The organism is Streptomyces achromogenes subsp. achromogenes (assembly GCF_000720835.1).
Classification (GTDB): domain Bacteria; phylum Actinomycetota; class Actinomycetes; order Streptomycetales; family Streptomycetaceae; genus Streptomyces; species Streptomyces achromogenes.
Map to the genome: position 1 here is coordinate 1 of NZ_JODT01000046.1, position 18,987 is coordinate 18,987.

Annotated in this window: 18 protein-coding genes; 10 read left to right on the forward strand and 8 right to left on the reverse strand. The window is 71.1% G+C overall.

All coding sequences use genetic code 11. The features are described 5' to 3' along the window. From IH25_RS42670 to IH25_RS0133105, 4 genes are all read left to right on the forward strand, one after another. On the forward strand, positions 1-568 hold a 568-nt coding region (locus IH25_RS42670; protein ID WP_245172962.1), incomplete at its 5' end, for an RHS repeat-associated core domain-containing protein. Between the two features lie 4 nt (positions 569-572). Beyond that, positions 573-935: a hypothetical protein gene (locus tag IH25_RS0133095; RefSeq protein ID WP_030619338.1), complete on the forward strand. Its 363-nt coding sequence runs from the start codon at positions 573-575 to the stop codon at positions 933-935. 140 nt (positions 936-1,075) lie between these two features. Then, positions 1,076-2,332: a DUF1266 domain-containing protein gene (locus IH25_RS0133100; RefSeq protein ID WP_030619341.1), complete on the forward strand. Its 1,257-nt coding sequence runs from the start codon at positions 1,076-1,078 to the stop codon at positions 2,330-2,332. 243 nt (positions 2,333-2,575) lie between these two features. After that, the gene (locus tag IH25_RS0133105; RefSeq protein WP_030619344.1) at positions 2,576-3,892 is read left to right on the forward strand and encodes a M14 family metallopeptidase; all 1,317 of its coding nucleotides are present in this window, start codon (positions 2,576-2,578) and stop codon (positions 3,890-3,892) included. 3 nt (positions 3,893-3,895) lie between these two features. On the opposite strand, the gene IH25_RS0133110 is transcribed toward IH25_RS0133105, so the two are convergent. The 5 genes from IH25_RS0133110 to IH25_RS0133130 form a co-directional block, all read right to left on the reverse strand. After that, positions 3,896-4,468, reverse strand: a complete 573-nt coding sequence (locus IH25_RS0133110; RefSeq protein WP_078844549.1) for a hypothetical protein — start codon at positions 4,466-4,468, stop codon at positions 3,896-3,898. A 65-nt stretch (positions 4,469-4,533) separates the two neighbouring features. Beyond that, positions 4,534-6,024: a GntP family permease gene (locus IH25_RS0133115; protein WP_030619350.1), complete on the reverse strand. Its 1,491-nt coding sequence runs from the start codon at positions 6,022-6,024 to the stop codon at positions 4,534-4,536. 116 nt (positions 6,025-6,140) lie between these two features. Continuing rightward, positions 6,141-6,551, reverse strand: a complete 411-nt coding sequence (locus IH25_RS0133120) for a RidA family protein (RefSeq protein WP_030619353.1) — start codon at positions 6,549-6,551, stop codon at positions 6,141-6,143. Next, a complete protein-coding gene (locus IH25_RS0133125; protein WP_030619354.1) occupies positions 6,548-7,312 on the reverse strand; it encodes an IclR family transcriptional regulator in 765 nt (254 codons plus the stop codon). Before IH25_RS0133125 ends, IH25_RS0133120 begins: the two co-directional genes overlap by 4 nt. Then, positions 7,309-8,376, reverse strand: a complete 1,068-nt coding sequence (locus tag IH25_RS0133130; RefSeq protein WP_051754340.1) for a sugar kinase — start codon at positions 8,374-8,376, stop codon at positions 7,309-7,311. Before IH25_RS0133130 ends, IH25_RS0133125 begins: the two co-directional genes overlap by 4 nt. A 123-nt stretch (positions 8,377-8,499) precedes the next feature. On the opposite strand from IH25_RS0133130, the gene IH25_RS0133135 reads away from it, so the two are divergent. Both IH25_RS0133135 and IH25_RS0133140 read left to right on the forward strand, forming a co-directional pair. Further along, the gene (locus IH25_RS0133135) at positions 8,500-9,783 is read left to right on the forward strand and encodes an amino acid deaminase (RefSeq protein ID WP_030619361.1); all 1,284 of its coding nucleotides are present in this window, start codon (positions 8,500-8,502) and stop codon (positions 9,781-9,783) included. Positions 9,784-9,792: 9 nt separating this feature from the next. Further along, a complete protein-coding gene (locus IH25_RS0133140) occupies positions 9,793-11,403 on the forward strand; it encodes an N-acyl-D-amino-acid deacylase family protein (protein WP_030619364.1) in 1,611 nt (536 codons plus the stop codon). A 7-nt stretch (positions 11,404-11,410) separates the two neighbouring features. Here IH25_RS0133140 and IH25_RS0133145 read toward each other — a convergent pair whose 3' ends face one another. Together IH25_RS0133145 and IH25_RS38760 are read right to left on the reverse strand one after the other, a co-directional pair. Then, complete coding sequence (locus tag IH25_RS0133145; RefSeq protein WP_030619367.1) at positions 11,411-12,268, reverse strand: S1 family peptidase; 858 nt, start codon at positions 12,266-12,268, stop codon at positions 11,411-11,413. A gap of 259 nt (positions 12,269-12,527) precedes the next feature. Continuing rightward, entirely contained in the window at positions 12,528-13,286 is a 759-nt protein-coding gene (locus IH25_RS38760; RefSeq protein ID WP_051754337.1) for a hypothetical protein, read from the reverse strand. A 124-nt stretch (positions 13,287-13,410) separates the two neighbouring features. Between IH25_RS38760 and IH25_RS0133160 the strand changes: the two genes are divergently transcribed. Next, complete coding sequence (locus tag IH25_RS0133160) at positions 13,411-14,622, forward strand: pyridoxal phosphate-dependent aminotransferase (RefSeq protein ID WP_030619373.1); 1,212 nt, start codon at positions 13,411-13,413, stop codon at positions 14,620-14,622. An 88-nt stretch (positions 14,623-14,710) separates the two neighbouring features. Beyond that, entirely contained in the window at positions 14,711-15,130 is a 420-nt protein-coding gene (locus tag IH25_RS0133165; RefSeq protein WP_030619376.1) for an SCO4983 family protein, read from the forward strand. Between the two features lie 224 nt (positions 15,131-15,354). Here the strand turns inward: IH25_RS0133165 and IH25_RS0133170 are convergent, their stop codons facing one another. Continuing rightward, entirely contained in the window at positions 15,355-17,178 is a 1,824-nt protein-coding gene (locus tag IH25_RS0133170; RefSeq protein WP_030619378.1) for a phosphoenolpyruvate carboxykinase (GTP), read from the reverse strand. Positions 17,179-17,467: 289 nt separating this feature from the next. Here IH25_RS0133170 and trhA point away from each other — a divergent pair, with 289 nt between their 5' ends. Next, positions 17,468-18,181 (forward strand): PAQR family membrane homeostasis protein TrhA, encoded by a 714-nt coding sequence (gene trhA, locus IH25_RS0133175; RefSeq protein WP_030619381.1) that lies wholly within the window; start codon positions 17,468-17,470, stop codon positions 18,179-18,181. Between the two features lie 58 nt (positions 18,182-18,239). Then, on the forward strand, positions 18,240-18,974 hold the full coding sequence (locus tag IH25_RS0133180) for a Mut7-C RNAse domain-containing protein (protein ID WP_030619384.1): 735 nt from the start codon (positions 18,240-18,242) through the stop codon (positions 18,972-18,974). The last annotated feature ends 13 nt before the right edge of the window (positions 18,975-18,987 follow it).

The following is an 18,987-nucleotide window of genomic DNA, read 5'->3' on the forward strand; positions in this document are numbered from 1 at the left end:
CACCACCTACACCCCCCTACGCTTCCCAGGCCAGTACTACGACCCCGAAACCGGCCTCCACTACAACTACTTCCGCCACTACGACCCCGAAACAGCCCGATACCTCACTCCTGATCCTCTGGGTTTGGCTCCAGCACCGAACTCTGCCTCTTACGTCCATAATCCCCTGGCGTGGTCCGATCCGCTGGGGCTCGCTCCACGGTGCTTGAATGTGGCCGGTAAGGAGGGGAAGGACAGCAACGAGAACTTCACCTCTGGATCGGCAGATGGGGAGAGACTCGCCAACCAATTGCGGCACGAATCCGCAAACTCCCTGTTCACCGAGAGCGGGTTGCTCACGCCTGAGGCCATCGCCGAGTCGCGGCTCGCCATGCCGGCAGAAAGGCTCAACAACCCGATCCTCCCTAAGCTTATGACCGCAGATGGCAGCAACTTGAGCGACTGGGGTAAATACTCAACAGCCACCCATAACTCACCCTACGGCGACTTCCAGGTACATTTCTACTACAACCCCAAGACGGGTAGAATCCTGAATTGGGACTACAAGGTCGTCACGAATAGAAGGTGATGAGATGCGCGTTCGCTTTTTGATGGAAAAGGCCGAACAGGCAGGCGCCAAACAAGGGGTGGCAGCCCTGCGAGACGGCACCGAATACATTGTGCTAGAGGTTTTCTTCTCCGGTGGGGGAGACAGTTTTTTTCGCATCGATTTCACCCAGGGCGAAGATTCTGCTCTTTTCAACAGCGAGGCCTTCGTAGTCACTTCACCCAGAATTCCCGAGAATTGGATGATGTTTCCGTCGGGAGGCCGGAGCTTCACTTTGTGTCCGGAATCCTGGAGTCGCCCTGGCTTCTGGGAGTCATACTATGACCACGATCCGCAGGCTCTCGCTCTTTACGAGGAGGAGCGGCGAGCGATCATGGAGTCCTCTTAACTTCATGAGTCTGATCGTTCGCCGGCGTCAATGAAGAACTAAAGGAACTCCTACTCGTCACCGAAGACAGGGCATCCCGCCGGTCGAGGCTCGCCGGTACCCTAGGGCCGCAACGGCCGGGAAGAGGAGCGGAAGGTTTCATGTCGTTCGGGCCGCCCCCTGCGGGCTTTTCTCCTGCCTCAGCCCCCGCCTGGACTCCTCCGTCGGAGATCGAGCAGGCTCTGTTCGAGGCCAAGGTGCGGGGGAACTGGGTGGCGTACTTCGCGGCGCTGGCGCAGACGCGGTTGTTCTTCGAGATAGAGAAGGGTGGGGCGGATGCCTCGCCCAGGGCTACGTACGCCGTGTTCGGGTACGACCCCCGGGTCGCCGGTGGGCGGATCTGGGCCGTGTACACCGAGGGCATGCTGCCCGCGCCGGAGCCTCATCGGGTGTTCGACTGGAACAACCTGGAGTGGCTCGCCAAGGTCTGGCAGCCGACCGACCCGCCGATGATCGTCGTCAACCCGGGAAGCCCCTGCGAGGCGTTCCTGCCGTCCGCCCCGCCGCAGTCCGCGGCCTGGGCGCAGTACGGAGAACAAGCCCCGCCGCGGGACCGGTCGATGCGGCTGCGCACCCTTCGCGTCGGCGGCCCCCTGCACGGCCCGGTCGCCCACGGGCTCGCCTGCGGCGCCCTCCTGTGCGTCAACAACGGCTCCTTCTGGAACGGCATCGCCTGGCACGGCACCGGCTATCCGGACGAGCGGAAACGGCTGAACGAGTGGTGGGGCATCACCACCCGCGAGCAGTGGCAGTACTACCTCCGCGAGCTCCTCGCCTGCGAACAGCACAGCTCCGTCTGGGACTTCGCCCTCGGTCTGCGCCGCACCATCGCCCGCGACTTCGGCGGCCACGTCGACGTCGGCTACTGGCGCCAGGCCGCCGCCAACGTCATCCGCGCCAGGTCCGAGGGCTCGGTCGTGGTCGGCGAGGACGGGGTCACCAAGACCGAACCCCGGCCCGCGTCCGAGGTGGAGGCCCAGATCGAGGGCGTACAGCGGCTCATCGGGCGCATCACCCGCTACGAGGCCCGGATGCGCGCCGACGGGGTGCTCGCCGGCAACCAGTACGTTTCGTCCGTCGACGCCTGGGACCTCGGCCGCGCCTCGAAGATGGCCCGGTGGGGGCTGGGCGCCCGCCTCGGCACGCTCAAGGAGGCCGAGACCGCCGTCCTCCAGGCCGGCCGGGCCGCCGCCCTGTCCTACAAGTCCTGGCAGGACTTCTCCGCCGGCTACATCCTGGGCCGCTGCCTGCACTTCGACGACGAGGAGTTCGGGGACTGGTACCAGAACATGGTCGAGGCGCATCGCATCCTGATGTCCGACCCCGGCAGCCCGTGGCTCACGATTCCGTTCCGGTGACGGTCATCCGGGCGGCGGGCGAGTCATGAACATATCCGTCCGCGACTCTCCTCCAAGGACCGAGGCCCCCGGCCGGTTTCCGTCGAGTCCCCGTTCGTGTACTTGACCTGTTCATGCCCGGCCCCCACCATGAGCGCCAACCCGCACAGCGAACCCACAGGGAGCCTCACGAACGGCCTCCTCGGAGGTTCGTGACCGCACGTCGCACGGGAACACCCACTCCAACCCCCACAGGGAGCGTTCATGCGACTTCGCAGACGGACCGCCGCGCTCGGTGCGCTGCTGGCCCTCGCGCTCGCCGCGCCGGTCTCGGCCGGGCTCGACCAGGCCGGCGCCGACAGTGTGCGCAGGGTCCCAGCGGCCGACGACGACATCCGGCAGTACGAGATCCATCAGCGCACCACACCCGTGACCCGTACGGCCATCCAGGCGGCCGGTGTCACCGTCGACGAGGCCGACGAGGAGAGCGTCGTCGTGTCCGGGCGGGCGGAGCAGGCCGAGAAGCTGCGCCGGATGGGGTACGACGTGCAGCCCGTGGGGGCCGCTCCCCAGCGCGGGCAGGCCCGGCTCTACGACTTCCCCAGCGCCGACTCGAAGTACCACAACTACGCCGAGGCGAACGCCGAGATCGATCAGCGGCTCGCCGCCTACCCGGGCATCATGAACAAGCGGGTGATCGGGAAGTCGTACCAAGGGCGGGACATCATCGCCATCAAGGTCAGCGACAACGTCGGCACCGACGAGAACGAGCCCGAGGTGCTGTTCACCGCGCACCAGCACGCCCGGGAGCACCTCACCGTGGAGATGGCCCTCTACCTGCTGCGCGAACTCGGCGCGGGGTACGGGTCCGACTCGCGGATCACGAATCTGGTCAACAGCCGGGAGATCTGGATCGTGCCCGATCTGAACCCGGACGGCGGCGAGTACGACATCGCCAGCGGGTCGTACCGGTCGTGGCGGAAGAATCGGCAGCCCAACTCCGGTTCCTCCTACGTCGGGACCGACCTCAACCGGAACTGGAACTACAAGTGGGGCTGCTGCGGCGGTTCGTCGGGGTCCACGTCGTCCGAGACCTACCGCGGGTCCGCCGCCGAGTCCGCGCCCGAGGTGAAGGTCGTCGCCGACTTCGTGCGCGGCCGGGTCGTCGGCGGCAAGCAGCAGATCACGGCCGGGATCGACTTCCACACCTACAGCGAGCTGGTGTTGTGGCCGTTCGGCTGGACCTACGCGGACACCGCCACCGGGATGACCGCCGACGACGCCGCCGCGTTCCAGGCCGTCGGGCGGAAGATGGCCGCCAGCAACGGCTACACCGCCGAGCAGTCCAGCGACCTGTACATCACGGACGGGACGATCGACGACTACCTGTGGGGTACGCAGAAGATCTTCAGCTACACCTTCGAGATGTACCCGACGTCGTCGTCCGGGGGCGGGTTCTACCCGCCCGACGAAGTCATCGAGCGGGAGACCTCCCGGAACAAGGACGCCGTGTTGCAGCTGCTGGAGAACGCCGACTGTATGTACCGGTCGATCGGCAAGGCCGCCCAGTACTGCTCCTGACGGCTACGCCTCCTCGAAGTAGGCGTCGAGCACCGCGTCCAGCCGCTCGTCCCACTCCTTGAAGCGCGCCCTGGCCGGCGCCTCGATCTCGATCGGGAACCAGCGTCGGTCAGGGGTGTGCACGGTGACGGTGTACCGCTTGCCGAAGCGGGCCGTCTCCGTCTCCACCGCCGCGATCTCGTCCCAGCGGAACTCGCAGGCCTCCTCGTCCAGGCTGAGGCGGACGCCCCTGCGGTCCGCGACGATCCGCGCCCGGCGGTCCGCCGCCTCGAAGACCGGTCCGCCGTCCGCCGGTTCCCCGGCGGGTTCCTCCGCGGACTCGTCGGCCGACTCGTCGGCGGGCTCTTCGGCGGATTCCTCGAGGGCCTCCTCGGTGTCGTCCGGCGCCACGTCCTCCCGCGGCCCCGACGGCTCCTTGGACACCGGACCCGCCTCGGCCGGCGTCGGAGGCGTGATCCCCGGTACGAAGGCCGGGTCGAAACCGGCACCCAACACCGGCTCGACCTTCAACGGCTCGGCCTTGGGCGGCTCTCCGGCCCCGGTCGGCTTGCTGCTCGATCCTATGCGCTGCTCCACGGCGGCAGTATGGACGACTTCCCTGTGCCGTAACCAGTCAGCCCACGAACACGCCATGGAACCGGTCAGCTCACGAACACCCCGGCCACCGCCGCCACCGCGAACCCCGCCAGCGACAACACCGACTCCAGCACCGTCCAACTGCGCAGCGTGTCCCGTTCGCTGATGCCGAAGTACTTGGCCACCATCCAGAAGCCGCCGTCGTTGACGTGCGAGGCGAAGATGGAGCCCGCCGAGATGGCCATGATGACGAGCGCGGCGAACGCCTGCGAGTGCCGGCCCTCCGCCAGCAGCGGGGCCACGATGCCCGCCGTCGTCACGATCGCCACCGTCGCCGAGCCCTGGGCCACCCGCAGGACGAGCGCGATCAGGTAGGCGAGGACGATCACCGGCAGGCCGACGCCGTGGAAGGTGTCCGACAGGGCCTGGGCGACGCCGCCGGCCTTCAGTACGGCGCCGAAGATCCCGCCCGCGCCGACCACCAGCAGGATGTTGCCGACCGGCTTCAGGGAGGCGGTCGACACCGCCTCCAGCGACTTGCGCGACCAGCCGCGGCGGATGCCGAGGAGATAGTAGGCGAGCAGCAGCGCGAGGGTGAGCGCCACGAAGGGGTTGCCGAAGAACTCCAGGACCGAGCGCGTCGGAGAGGGGTCCAGGGCGATCGAGGAGAACGTGGCCGCCAGGATCAGCAGCAGGGGGGTGCCGATGATGGTCAGGACCGTGGCCAGGGGTACGGGGGTCTCCCTCGGTGTGACGCCCTGCGCGCGCTGCTCGGCCGCCACCGCCCGCTTCGCCTCCTCGGCCGCCTCCGCCATGTCCTGCGGTACGGGGACGAAGATCCGCTTCCCGGCCCAGGCGGCGTACGCCCAGGCGGCCAGTACGGCGGGCAGGCCGCAGACGATGCCCATGAGGACGACCCAGCCGAGCTGGACGTGCAGCAGTCCGGCGGCGGCGACCGGGCCGGGGTGCGGCGGCAGGAAGGCGTGGGTCATGGACAGGCCGGCGAGCAGCGGGAGGCAGTAGAGCAGCACCGACTTGCCGGATCGTTTCGCTGCCGCGTAGACGAGGGGCGCGAGGACGAAGATGCCCACGTCGAAGAAGACCGGGATGCCGAACAGCAGGCCGGTCAGGCCCATGGCGAGGGGGGCCCGCCGCTCGCCGAACAGGGCCAGCAGGCGCGCGGCCAGCACCTCGGCGCCGCCGCTGACTTCGAGGATCGCGCCGAGCATCGTGCCGAGGCCGATGATGATGGCGACGTGGCCGAGGATGCCGCCCATGCCGGACTCGACGGTGGAGACGGCGTCGGAGCGCTGGACGGTGCCGAAGAGTTCGGTGACCGAGAGGCCGGCCAGCAGGCCGACGGCTATGGAGACGGCGAGGAGGGCCACGAAGGGCTGGAGCCGGACCTTGATGATCAGGAAGAGCAGCAGGGCCATGCCCAGGGCGGCGACCGTGAGCAGGCCGGGTGTGCCGTCGATGAGGAGGAGCAGTCCTCCGGTGTGGGGTGGCGCGGCGGGGGCGGGCGCGGCGAGCGAAAAGGGCAGCGGAAAGGACATACGGGGGTCCTCTTCGTAAGTGCATGGTGCTTTCGGGCAGGGGGGAGCGCGGCACGGCACCCCGGGGAGTGCCGTGCCGTGCGGGCGTACGTGCGGAAAGGAGGAGCCGGCGGGCGTCAGCCGAGTACGGCGAGCGCGTCGATCTCGATGAGGAGGCCGGCCGGCAGACCGACGTAGACCGTCGTGCGGGCGGCGGGCGGCTGGGTCAGGCCCTGTTCCTCGAAGTAGGCGTTGTAGAGGTCGTTCATCTCGGCGAAGTGGTCCACGTCCGTGAGGTAGACGCGGATCATCATCACGTCGTCCCAGGTCGCGCCGCCCTCCTCCAGGATCGCCTTGACGTTGGCGAGGGTCTGGAGGGTCTGCTCGCGCAGGGTGGGGCCGGCCGGCGTCGGGGGCTTGCCCTCCTCGGCGGGCAGGAAGCCGACCTGGCCGGCGACCTGGAGGATGTTGCCCTTCTTCACGCCGTGCGAGAACTTCGCGGGCGGGGTGGTGTGGGTCTTCGGGGTGAGCGCGGTCTTCTCGGTCATGCGGGGGTGCCCTTCACTGGCGTTCTTCCGGAGTACTCGCCGCTGATGGCGTCCGCCGTGCGGCGGACCAGCGGGAGCAGGCTGAGGAGTTCCTCGGCGGTGACGACCACGTTCGGCGCGGAGACCGACATGGCGGCGACCACCCGGCCGTCGGCGCCGCGCACGGGGGCGGCGACGCAGTTGATGGACTCCTCGTGGCCACCGAGGTCGGTGGCCCAGCCCTGTTCGCGCACCGTGGCCAGTTCCTTCAGGAAGGCCTCGGCGTTGGGGGTCGAACGGGCCGTGTACAGCGGGTAGTCGAGCTGCTCGGCGAGGGCGCGGCGCTCGGGTTCGGGCAGGTCGGCGAGGAGCAGCTTGGCGACGGCGGCGACGGTGATGGCCACCGGCTTGCCGATCCGGGAGTACATGCGGACCGGGTAGCGGCTCTCCACCTTGTCGATGTACAGCACCTCGTTCTCCTCGTACACGGCGAGGTGGACGGTGTGTCCGCACTGTTCGTTGAGCCGTACGAGGTGGGGGTGGGCGATCTCGCGGATGTCGAGGTTCTCCATCGCCTCCTGGGCGAGGGCGAAGAGCCGGGCGCCGAGGCGGTAGCGCTGGTCGGACTGGCGGTAGACCAGGCCGTGTTCGTGCAGGGTGCGCAGCAGGCGCAGCGCGGTGGACTTGTGCACGCCCAGGCGGTCGGCGACCTGCCCCAGGTCGGCGGGGCCCTCGGCGAGCAGCGGCAGGATGCTCAGGGCGCGGTCGACGGTCTGACTCATGGGATGTTCGCCTCCTCCTCGGCCTGCTCGGCTCGTGTCCAGCCGGGGCCGAGTCGAAGTCTCCCCCATGCGTCGTCGTCCAGGGCGGCGAGGCGGTCGGCGTGGTCGCGGGCGGGGGGCGCCGCCAGGTCGCCGGGGGTGGTGAGGGCGGCGGCGGCGAAGAGGTGGCCGTGCTTCAGGCGGGCCTCGACGGGCAGTCCGCGCAGGGTGGCGGAGAGGAAGCCGGCGGCGAAGGCGTCCCCGGCGCCGGTGGTGGCCACGACGGCGGTGCGCAGGGCGGGCTGGAAGGTGCCGTCGGGCCGGTCCCGGGTGAAGGCGGTGGCGCCGCGCGCCCCCTCCTTGACGACCAGCACGCGCGGCTCGGGCAGCAGCCGGCGGACGGCGGCCGGTCCGCCGGTGGTCCCCCAGGCGTGGGCCGCCTCGTCCTCGCCGACGAACACGATGTCCGCGCGCCGGGCCAGCTCCAGCAGCACGCCGGCGCCCTCGCCGTCCCGCCACAGCCCCGGCCGGTGGTTGACGTCGAAGGACACCGGCGGGCGCCCGGGGCCGGGAGCCGTCAGCTCGTACAGCAGCTCCCGGCACCGCGCCGACAGCGCGGCCGTGATCCCGGTCAGGTGCAGCACCCGGGCCGCGCGGACCGCCGCCAGGTCCACGTTCCGTACGGACATCGCGGAGGCGGCCGAGCCGGCCCGGTAGTACGCCACCTCGTGCGCGCCCGTCCCCCGGTCGCCGGCGGTGCGGAAGTACACGCCGGTGGGCCGGCCGGGATCGCGGCGGACGGCGGTGACGTCGACGCCGTACCCGGCGATCCGTTCCACCAGGTGGTCGCCGAAGCCGTCCGCGCCGACCCGGCTGACCCAGCGGGCCGTGTGCCCGAAGGCGGCCAGGGCGCACACCACGTTGGACTCGGCGCCGCCGATGGCCCGGTGGAAGGAGGGGACGTCGGCGAGGCGGCCGGGGCGGCTGGGCAGGAAGGTGACCATGGACTCGCCGAGCGCCACCACGTCCGCGTCCGGGACGGGCCGCGGGGGCGCGACGACCGAGGCGTAAGCAGCGTCGTTGATGATGACTCCTGTCGATCGCCAGGGCGACGGATCCGTTGACCCGGTGTTCGGCGAGATGCTAGACACCAGTAAGCACTAGACGCAATGGTTGTTGCAGAGAATGCAACGCCTGAGAGGGGCTCCATGGGCACCGAAGCGCTCACCCGCCTCGCCGAGGAACACGTCGACCACCGCTTCAAGGGCCTCCCGCCGGACGCCTACGGCCTGACCGTCGCCGAGCTGGCCGCCCAGCGCCGCAATCTCTTCCACGACGGCGACCGGGACGGTGGCGGCTTCACCACCCCGGTCCTCGCGCTGTCCGCCGAGCGCCTGGCGCACAACCTCGCGCTGATGGAGACCTACACCGCCCGGCACGGCCTGGCCTTCGCCCCGCACGGCAAGACCTCCATGGCCCCGCAGCTCTTCCAGCGCCAGATCGAGCACGGCGCCTGGGGGATCACGCTCGCGGTGCCCCACCAGGTGCGCGTCGCCCGGGCCTTCGGCGTCCCGCGGATCTTTCTCGCCAACGAGCTGGTGGACGCCCCCGCCCTGCGCTGGATCGCCGCCGAGCTGGCCGCCGACCCGGACTTCCGGCTCGTCACCTACGTCGACTCCGTGCGCGGGGTGGAGCTGATGGACGCGGCCCTCGCCGGCGCGGCCCGCCCGGTGGACGTCGTGATCGAGCTGGGCGCGGGCGACGGGGCACGCACGGGGGTGCGTACGGAGGCGGAGGCCGGGAAGGTCGCCGCCGCCGTGGCCGCCGTACCGACCCTGCGCCTGGTCGGCGTGGCGGGGTACGAGGGCGAGGTGCCGAAGGCCGACCCCGAGCGGGTGCGGTCGTATCTGCGGCGGCTGGTGGCGCTGGCCGCCGCGCTGGACGGGGCCGGACGGTTCGGCGAGGCCGACGAGATCGTGGTGAGCGCGGGCGGCAGCGCCTGGTTCGACGCGGTCGCCGACGTCTTCGCCGGGATCCCCGGACTGTCCCGGCCGGTGCTGAAGCTGCTGCGCTCCGGCGCGTACGTCTCGCACGACGACGGGCACTACCACCGGCTCACCCCGTTCGGCCGGGTCCCCGAGGAGGGCGCGCTGGAGCCCGCCTTCCGGCTGTGGGCGCAGGTCGTCTCCCGGCCGACCGCCGAGCAGGCCTTCGCCAACGCGGGCAAGCGCGACGCGGCCTACGACCTGGACCTGCCGACCGCCCAGGTGGTACGCCGGGGCGGGGAGGAGCGCCCGGCCGCCGGCATCACCGTCACCGGGCTGTCCGACCAGCACACCTGGCTGCGCACCGATCCGGAGGCGGATGTCGAGGTGGGCGACTGGATCGGCTTCGGCCTGTCCCACCCGTGCACGTCCTTCGACAAGTGGCAGCTGATCCCGGTGGCCGAGGCGGACGGCACGGTCGTGGACTACATCCGTACGTTCTTCTAGGAGGCCCGCGTGGAGGACCTGGTCATCCGGGACGCCGACGTCATCGACGGCAGCGGGGCGGACGCGTACCGCGCCGATGTCGTGATCGACGCCGGCCGCATCGTCTCGATCGTCAAGGAGGCCGCCGCCGCGGGCTGCCAGCGCCCGCGCGCCACGCGGGAGATCGACGCGGAGGGCCTGGTCCTCTCCCCCGGCTTCATCGACATGCACGCCCACTCCGACCTGGCCCTGCTGCGCGACCCCGACCACAGCGCGAAGGCCGCGCAGGGGGTCACGCTGGAGGTCCTCGGCCAGGACGGGCTGTCGTACGCCCCGGTGGACGACCGCACGCTGGAGGAGGTGCGGCGGGCGATCACCGGGTGGAACGGGTACGGCGACGACATCGACTTCGACTGGCGGTCGGTGGGCGGGTACCTGGACCGGCTGGACCGCGGCATCGCGGTGAACGCGGCCTACCTGATCCCGCAGGGCACGGTCCGGGCGCTCGTGGTCGGCTGGGAGGATCGCGCGGCCACCCCCGAGGAACTGGACCGGATGCGGCGGCTGGTCGCGGAGGGGCTGGAGCAGGGCGCGGTGGGCCTGTCGTCGGGGCTGACGTACACCCCGGGCATGTACGCGCGCGACGCCGAACTGACCGAGCTGTGCCGGGTGGTGGGCTCCTACGGCGGCTACTACTGCCCGCACCACCGCTCCTACGGCGCCGGGGCGCTGGAGGCGTACGCCGAGATGGTCGCCCTCGCCCGGGAGGCGGACTGCCCGCTGCACCTCGCGCACGCGACGATGAACTTCGGCGTCAACAGGGGGCGGGCGCCGGAGCTGCTGGCGCTGCTGGACCGGGCCCTGGACGCGGGCGCGGACATCACCCTGGACACCTACCCCTACACCCCCGGCTGCACCACCCTCGCCGCGCTGCTGCCGAGCTGGGCGAGCGAGGGCGGCCCCGAGGAGGTCCTGGCCCGGCTCACCGACCCGGCGACGGCCGCGCGGATCCGGCACGACCTGGAGGTCACCGGCTCGGACGGCTGCCACGGCGTACCGGTGGAGTGGGAGACGATCGAGATCTCCGGGGTGGGCGACCCGGCCCTCGGGGAGTTCGTGGGCCGTACCGTCCGGGAGTCGGCGGACCTGCGCGGCGAGGCCCCCTGGGACACGGCCCGCCGGCTGCTGGTACGGGACCGGCTCGGTACGACGATCCTCCAGCACGTGGGCCACGAGGAGAACGTCCGCGCGATCATGCGGCACCGCGCGCACACCGGCGGCTCCGACGGCATCCTGCGCGGCAGCAAGCCGCACCCGCGGGCGTACGGCACGTTCCCGCGCTACCTCGGCCACTACGTCCGGGAGTTGGGGGTGCTGACGCTGGAGGAGTGCGTGGCCCGCCTCACCTCCCGGCCGGCGGCGCGGCTGCGGCTGCCGGACCGCGGGCTGGTGCGCGAGGGGTACCGGGCCGACCTGGTGCTGTTCGACCCCCAGACGGTCGCGGCGGGCGCCACCTTCGCCGAGCCGCGCCGACTGCCGACCGGGATCCCGTACGTGCTGGTCGACGGCCGGTTCGTCATCGAGGACGGCCGGCGGACGGATGCCCTGCCGGGCCGGTCCGTCCGCCGTACACCGCTGTGAACCGTGCTTACGGCTTGGGCAGCGTGCAACCGGCCGCGCTCAGGTTGAGCTTGTTGCCGGTGGTGAAGCAGGCCGGGATGTTGTAGGTCTCCTGGGCGTAGTTGATGCCCTGGCGGACGGTGACGTTGCCGCTGGCGTCGACCTCGCACGGGTTGTTCACCGTGCACCGCTCGCCGTCCTCGTTGCCGGTGTTGTTGACGGCGACCACCTTGCCGGTGGTGGCGTCTATCACCGGGGAGCCCGAGGTGCCGCCGATGGTGTTGCAGGCGGAGGTGTAGCGGACCGAGTCCTTGAAGGTCCAGTCGCCCTCCTTCAGCCGGTACACGAACCCGTCGACGTTGCAGCTGTAGATCCGCTTCCAGTAGCCCGAGACCACCTTGATGGCGGTGCCGGCCACCGGGTGGGTGTCCTGCACGGTGAGCGGGCTGATGCCGTACGAGCTCTTGATCGCCGCGTACGTGGTGGTGGTGCGGTAGATCGTGACGTCCGTGTCGGTCATGGTCGAGTACACGACCTGGTTGGCACGGAGGGTGGCGATCTTGGTGCCAGCGGAGTTCAGCAGGCCGAAGGTACGGCTGGAGGACTGGCCGGTGATGACCTGGCCGGCGCTCGGCATGCCGGTCTCCAGGCAGTGGCCGTTGGTCAGCACGAGGGCCGGGTCGGTGTCGGCGGAGCCGGGGAAGCGGATCACGGAGCCGGAGCAGTTGCTGAGCGAGACGGTGCCGGCGAAGTCGACGGTGACCGCCGCGGACTTGGCGGCCTTGGCAGAGTGCGGGGCGGCGGTCTGCGGGGCGGCCAGCGCCGGGGTGGCGCCCAGGCCGATGGTCGCCACGGCCGAGAGCGCGGCAAGGAGAGGCTTGTTCACGTGGGGGTCCCCTCTTACGACGGGGGCGACCGGAGGTCTTCCGGCCGCCCACACGGTTGTCATGCGCATTGTCGACAGCGCGGAGGGGCGGGGACAAGAAGCCACGACAGGTCATAGGGGTTTCCCTCGGGCCGCGCGCGAGAGGTTTGCCCCGGCCGTGTGACGGAGCATCACGTCGGGTGGAGCAGGCGGCCGGTTCACTTCCGGCGCGACTTGGTGACGACGGCTCCGGGCACGCCGGCAGCCTCGCTCGCTTCCGTCAGCGAGGCCACCTCGGGGTGCCGTGGCCACGGTGGCGGCCGCCCGGGCGGTAGGACGGCGAGGCGGTGGGCGAGGTCGTGGCCGTGGGGACGGCGGGCCGGGTGGCAACGGGCGCGGTGGTGGTCGGCCGGCTGCTGTCCGGGCCGCTCGCGGGAGTGCTCGGGCGCGGGACGGCGGGGCGGATGGCCGTACCGGACGGCGCGGCCGCGGCGGGGCGGGTCGCGGTGGCCGGGGCCGACACGGGCGGCGCGGTGGTGGGCGTCGCCCCGTCGGCCGCCCCCTCGCCCTCGCCTTCGCCACTTGTTCCGCCGCCGTGCGTCGCGTGAGTGTCGGCGATCCGGCCGCCGCCGGCGGGGCGGGACCCGTCCGGGGAGCCGGAGCCGGACAGCGCGGCGATCACCGCGACCGTGCCGGCCACCGCCGCGAGGGCGCCGCCGGCGACCATCACCCGCCGGCGCCCGCCCGCGCGCCGCCGCGCCCGCACGCGCCCGGCCCGGCGCGCCCGGGCCCGTGAAGGCACCGGTGGCACCGGCGGCGCGGGCTCGGCCGGCCCGTCGGGCAGCCCGGCCACCGGAGGCAGCTCGCGTGTCGCGTCGTAGTCGTTCTGCCAGCCGTGCGCGGCGGCCGGGTCGGCGTACTGCTCGTACGCGGGGGCCGGAGCCGGCAGCGGGTGGTACACGTTCGGCCGGACACCGGGCGTGTCGTCCGCCGCCCGCGGCACGTGCGCCGCCGCCTCGTACTCCCGTTCCGTGGACATGTCAGCGGATTCTAGGGACGCAAGGCCCGCGGAGGACATTCGGCGGCGCTTTCCGGGCAACCTCGCGTCCCAGGTGGTGGAAAACACCGCCCACGAGCCACGAGGGGGCCGTAAGCTCGCGGACATGCAGGTGATCCAGTCGACCAAGCTCGCCAACGTCTGTTACGAGATCCGGGGCCCGGTTCTCGAGGAGGCCATGCGGCTGGAGGCGGCGGGCCACCGCATCCTCAAGCTCAACACCGGCAACCCGGCCGCCTTCGGCTTCGAGTGCCCCCCGGAGATCCTGGAGGACATCCTCCGCAACGTCTCCACGGCGCACGGCTACGGCGACGCCAAGGGCCTGCTCGCCGCCCGCCGCGCGGTCGTGATGCACAACCAGACCATCGGCATCGAGACGGACGTCGAGCACGTCTTCATCGGCAACGGCGTCTCCGAGCTGATCGTGATGGCGATGCAGGCCCTGCTGGACGACGGCGACGAGGTCCTGGTGCCGGCCCCGGACTATCCGCTGTGGACGGCGGCCGTCTCCCTGTCCGGGGGGACGGCGGTGCACTACCGCTGCGACGAGCAGTCCGACTGGATGCCCGACCTGGCCGACATCGAGCGCAAGGTCACCGACCGCACCAAGGCGATCGTCATCATCAACCCGAACAACCCCACGGGCGCGGTGTACGACGAAGAGGTGCTCAAGGGGCTGACGGACATCGCCCGCCGGCACAACCTGCTGGTCTGCTCGGACGAGATCTACGACAAGATCCTCTACGACGGCACCACGCACACCCCGACCGCGAAGGTCGCCCCCGATCTGCTCACCCTCACCTTCAACGGCATGTCGAAGGCGTACCGGGTGGCCGGCTACCGCGTCGGCTGGATGGCGGTCTCCGGCCCGCGCGCCCACGCCGACTCCTACATCGAGGGCCTGACGATCCTGGCGAACATGCGGCTGTGCGCCAACATGCCGGGGCAGCACGGGGTGGTCGCCGCGCTCGGCGGACGCCAGTCGATCAACGACCTGGTGCTGCCGGGCGGGCGGCTGAAGGAGCAGATGGACGTCGCCTACGACCTGCTCACCTCGATCCCGGGCGTCAGCTGCGTGCGGCCCAAGGGCGCGCTGTACCTCTTCCCCCGGCTGGACCCGAAGGTCTTCAAGGTCAAGGACGACCGGCAGCTGGTCCTGGACCTGCTGCGGCAGGAAAAGATCATGGTCGTCCACGGCACCGGCTTCAACTGGCCGGAGCCCGATCACTTCCGGGTGGTGACCCTGCCGACGGTGGGCGATCTCCGGGACGCCGTCACCCGTATCGGCACCTTCCTGGACGGATACGGCCAGCCGTAGTCGACGGACCGCATTCCGTGACTCGACTCAACTTTAGACGAAATCCAATGTAGGATGGCTTCCTGTCACCGCACAGGAGGCCATCCCCATGTACGAACCGATCCGCTCCAAGTCGGTCCACAGCACGATGGCCGGCACCCCCTGCGACTTCCCCCACCGGTCGCGCGAGGAGGAGCTGGACATCCAGCTCGCCGGACACCTCGCCGCACTGCTCGCGGTCACCGACGAACTGCGCGCCCTGGCTCCGTCCGCCGACCTGGACACCGCCGCGGAACGCCTCGCGGCCCAGGTGGCCCGGCTGCGCGGCGGTCGTACGCCGCTGCGCGCGGCACCGGCCACGGCTGGCGACCCGGCCGCACTGCACCGGCGGGCGCACACCCTCGCCGGACGCGCCCTCGTGGTCGCCGCCTCCCGCGCGGACACCGCGGCGGCGATCCTCGCGGCCGAGCGGATGGACGCCCACGCCGCCGCCGGGGCCGACCCGAAGACGCTCAGCCCGGCCCACTGACCCCGCCGAGGGGTCCCCCTGTCGGCCCCGGTCCGCGCGCACCCGCAGCGACGCGCGGACCGGGCGCCATCCATCCCGCCGGCCCCGGCCGGCACCGCACGCGAAGACCCGGGGCCCCGCACGCCGTTGTGCGGGGCCCCGGGCGGGTGGTCACCGCGGCCGGTCGTGACGATCGCTGGTCAGGGCACATCCGGACCGGCCGCGGAGTCTTTCGGGTACGGGCCTCAGCCCAGGCGCTCGACCAGCGCGTGGTACTGGTCCCACAGCTCCTTCGGGGTGTGGTCGCCGAAGGTGTTCAGGTGCCCGGGGACCAGGGCGGCCTCCTCGCGCCAGACGTCCTTGTCCACGGTGAGCAGGAAGTCCAGGTCGGTCTCGGGCAGTTCGAGCCCGTCGGTGTCCAGCGCGCCCTTGGCCGGCAGGATGCCGATCGGGGTCTCGACGCCCTCGGCCCTGCCCTCCAGCCGCTCCACGATCCACTTCAGGACGCGGGAGTTCTCGCCGAAGCCCGGCCAGACGAACCGGCCCTCGTCGTCCTTGCGGAACCAGTTGACGTAGTAGATCTTCGGCAGCTTGGACTGGTCCTTGTCCTTGGCCACGTCGATCCAGTGGGCCATGTAGTCGCCCATGTTGTAGCCGCAGAACGGGAGCATGGCGAACGGGTCGCGGCGCAGCTCGCCGACCTTGCCCTCGGCCGCCGCGGTCTTCTCGGAGGCCACGTTGGCGCCGAGGAAGACGCCGTGGTTCCAGTCGAAGGACTCCGTCACCAGCGGCACGGCGGTGGCCCGGCGGCCGCCGAAGAGGATCGCGGAGATCGGCACGCCCTTGGGGTCCTCCCACTCGGGCGCGATGATCGGGCACTGCGCGGCCGGCACGGTGAAGCGGGCGTTGGGGTGGGCGGCGGGCTCGGCGGACCCGGGGGTCCAGTCGCGGCCCTTCCAGTCGGTGAGGTGGGCCGGGGCCTCCTCGGTCATGCCCTCCCACCACACGTCGCCGTCGTCGGTGAGCGCGACGTTGGTGAAGACGGCGTTGCCCCACAGGGTCTTCATCGCGTTGGCGTTGGTGTGCTCGCCGGTGCCGGGCGCGACACCGAAGAAGCCCGCCTCGGGGTTGATCGCGTACAGCCGGCCGTCCTCGCCGAACCGCATCCAGGCGATGTCGTCGCCGACGGTCTCCACCGTCCAGCCGGAGATCGTGGGCTCCAGCATGGCGAGGTTGGTCTTGCCGCAGGCGGAGGGGAAGGCGGCGGCGACGTACTTGGCCTCGCCCTGCGGCGGGGTGAGCTTCAGGATCAGCATGTGCTCGGCCAGCCAGCCCTCGTCACGGGCCATGACCGAGGCGATACGCAGCGCGTAGCACTTCTTGCCGAGCAGCGCGTTGCCGCCGTAGCCGGAGCCGTAGGACCAGATCTCGCGGGTCTCGGGGAAGTGCGAGATGTACTTGGTCTGGTTGCAGGGCCAGGGGACGTCCTCCTGGCCCGGCTCCAGCGGGGCGCCCAGCGTGTGCACGGCCTTGACGAAGAAGCCCTCCTCGCCCAGCTCGTCCAGGACGGCCTGGCCCATGCGCGTCATCGTGCGCATCGAGACGGCCACGTAGGCGGAGTCGGTGATCTCCACGCCCAGCGCGGACAGCGGGGAGCCGAGCGGGCCCATGCAGAACGGGACGACGTACATCGTCCGTCCCCGCATCGAGCCCCGGAACAGGCCCTGGTCGCCGGTGAAGATCTCCCGCATCTCGGCGGGGGCCTTCCAGTGGTTGGTCGGGCCCGCGTCCTCCTCCTTCTCGGAGCAGATGAAGGTGCGGTCCTCGACGCGCGCGACGTCGGTCGGGTCCGAGGCGGCGTAGTAGGAGTGCGGGCGCTTGACCGGGTCCAGCTTCCTGAACGTTCCCTTGGCGACCAGTTCCTCGCACAGCCGCTCGTACTCGGCCTCGGAGCCGTCGCACCAGACCACCCTGTCCGGCTGCGTCAGTTCGGCGATCTCGTTGACCCACGAGATCAGTTCCCGGTGCTGGGTGGGGACGACGGTGGGAGCCGCGTTGTCGCGCGCCACGATTGCTCCTAAGTGAGGGTTTTTGGGTGTGTTCGCCCCGTGGGGGCCGCGACCCGGATGCTTCGTAGCCGCTCATCCGGTGCCGACCGCACTCATTTGATCATCCGAGTCTAGTGCCCATCTGTCCAGAGGGCATCACAGGTGAGCGGCGTGAGGAATCCCACGGTGTCCAGGCTGTTTTGCGTCCACGTTGGGTTCAGCTGAAGGACTTTTTGCCCGGCACCGCGGAGTGACGTGGATGCGTACGCATTGACGCTTGATTTACGAAGGCGTCGGTACCATGCCCCGCATGACTGCGTCCGTCCCCGACGCGCCCACGGACACGCCGGCCGCCGGCCGCGGTCCCGTCGCGCTTTCCCTGCCGCATCCCGTCAAGCCCCGGCTCCGCGGCTGGCTGCACCTCGGCATGTTCCCGGCCGTACTCGTCGCGGGCCTCGTGCTCACCGCCCTCGCCGACTCGACCAGAGGCCGCATAGCCTGCGGCATCTACGTCCTGACGGCGTGTCTGCTCTTCGGTGTCAGCGCGCTGTACCACCGGGGCAACTGGAGCCCCCGCATGGACGGCGTGCTGCGCCGACTGGATCACGCCAACATCTTCCTGATCATCGCGGGCACCTACACCCCGCTGACCCTGCTGCTCCTGCCCGACTCCAAGGGCCGCTGGCTGCTGTGGGGCATCTGGGCCGCCGCGGCGGCCGGCATCGTCTTCCGCGTCTTCTGGGTCGGCGCCCCTCGCTGGCTGTACACGCCCTGCTACATCGCGATGGGCTGGGCGGCCGTGTTCTTCCTGCCCGACTTCCTGCGCGCCGGCGGCGTCACCGTCCTGGTCCTGGTGGTGGTCGGCGGGCTGCTGTACAGCGCCGGCGGCGTGATCTACGGCATCAAGCGCCCGAACCCGTCACCGCGCTGGTTCGGCTTCCACGAGGTCTTCCACTCCCTCACCCTCGCCGCGTTCATCGTCCACTACGTCGGCATCTCGCTGGTCGCCTACCAGCACGCGTAAGCCGCCCCCGGAGAAAAAACGCCGAGGCCCGCGCGGGGTCCCGTGCGATGCTGGCCGGGTGAACGGAACCGAGATCCACGTCGAAGTCGACCCCGCGCTGCATCTGTTCGTGCCGGCCGCCCGCCGGCACGGGGCCACCGCGCTGGCCACGGACGGCGTCTCGACGCTCGGCCACGTCATCGAGTCCCTCGGCATCCCGCTCACCGAGGTCGGCACCCTGGTCGTCGACGGCCGCCCGGTGCGGCCCGGACACATCCCCGGCGCGGCCGAGCGGGTCGTCGTCCGCCCGGTGGAGCGCCCCCAGCGGGTGCCCGGCGCGCCGCTGCGCTTCCTCCTCGACGTCCATCTCGGCACGCTCGCCCGCCGGCTGCGGCTGCTCGGCGTGGACACGGCGTACGAGTCGACGGACATCGGCGACCCCGCGCTCGCCGCCCGCTCGGCGGCCGAGAAGCGGGTGATGCTCAGCCGCGACCGGGGCCTGCTGCGCCGCCGGGAGCTGTGGGCCGGCGCGTTCGTCTACAGCACCCGCCCCGACGACCAGCTCCACGACATCCTGGACCGCTTCGACCCCGAGCTGCGGCCCTGGACCCGCTGCACCGCGTGCAACGGCCTGCTGCGGGACGCCGCCAAGGAGGAGATCGCCGACCAGCTTCACGACGGCACCCAGCGCACGTACGACGTGTTCGCCCAGTGCGCCGACTGCGGCCGGGCGTACTGGAAGGGCGCGCACCACGATCAGCTGGAGGCCATCGTGGCACGCGCCCTGCACCGGCCCGGCGCGGTACGGCGCTGACGCCCGCTCCCCC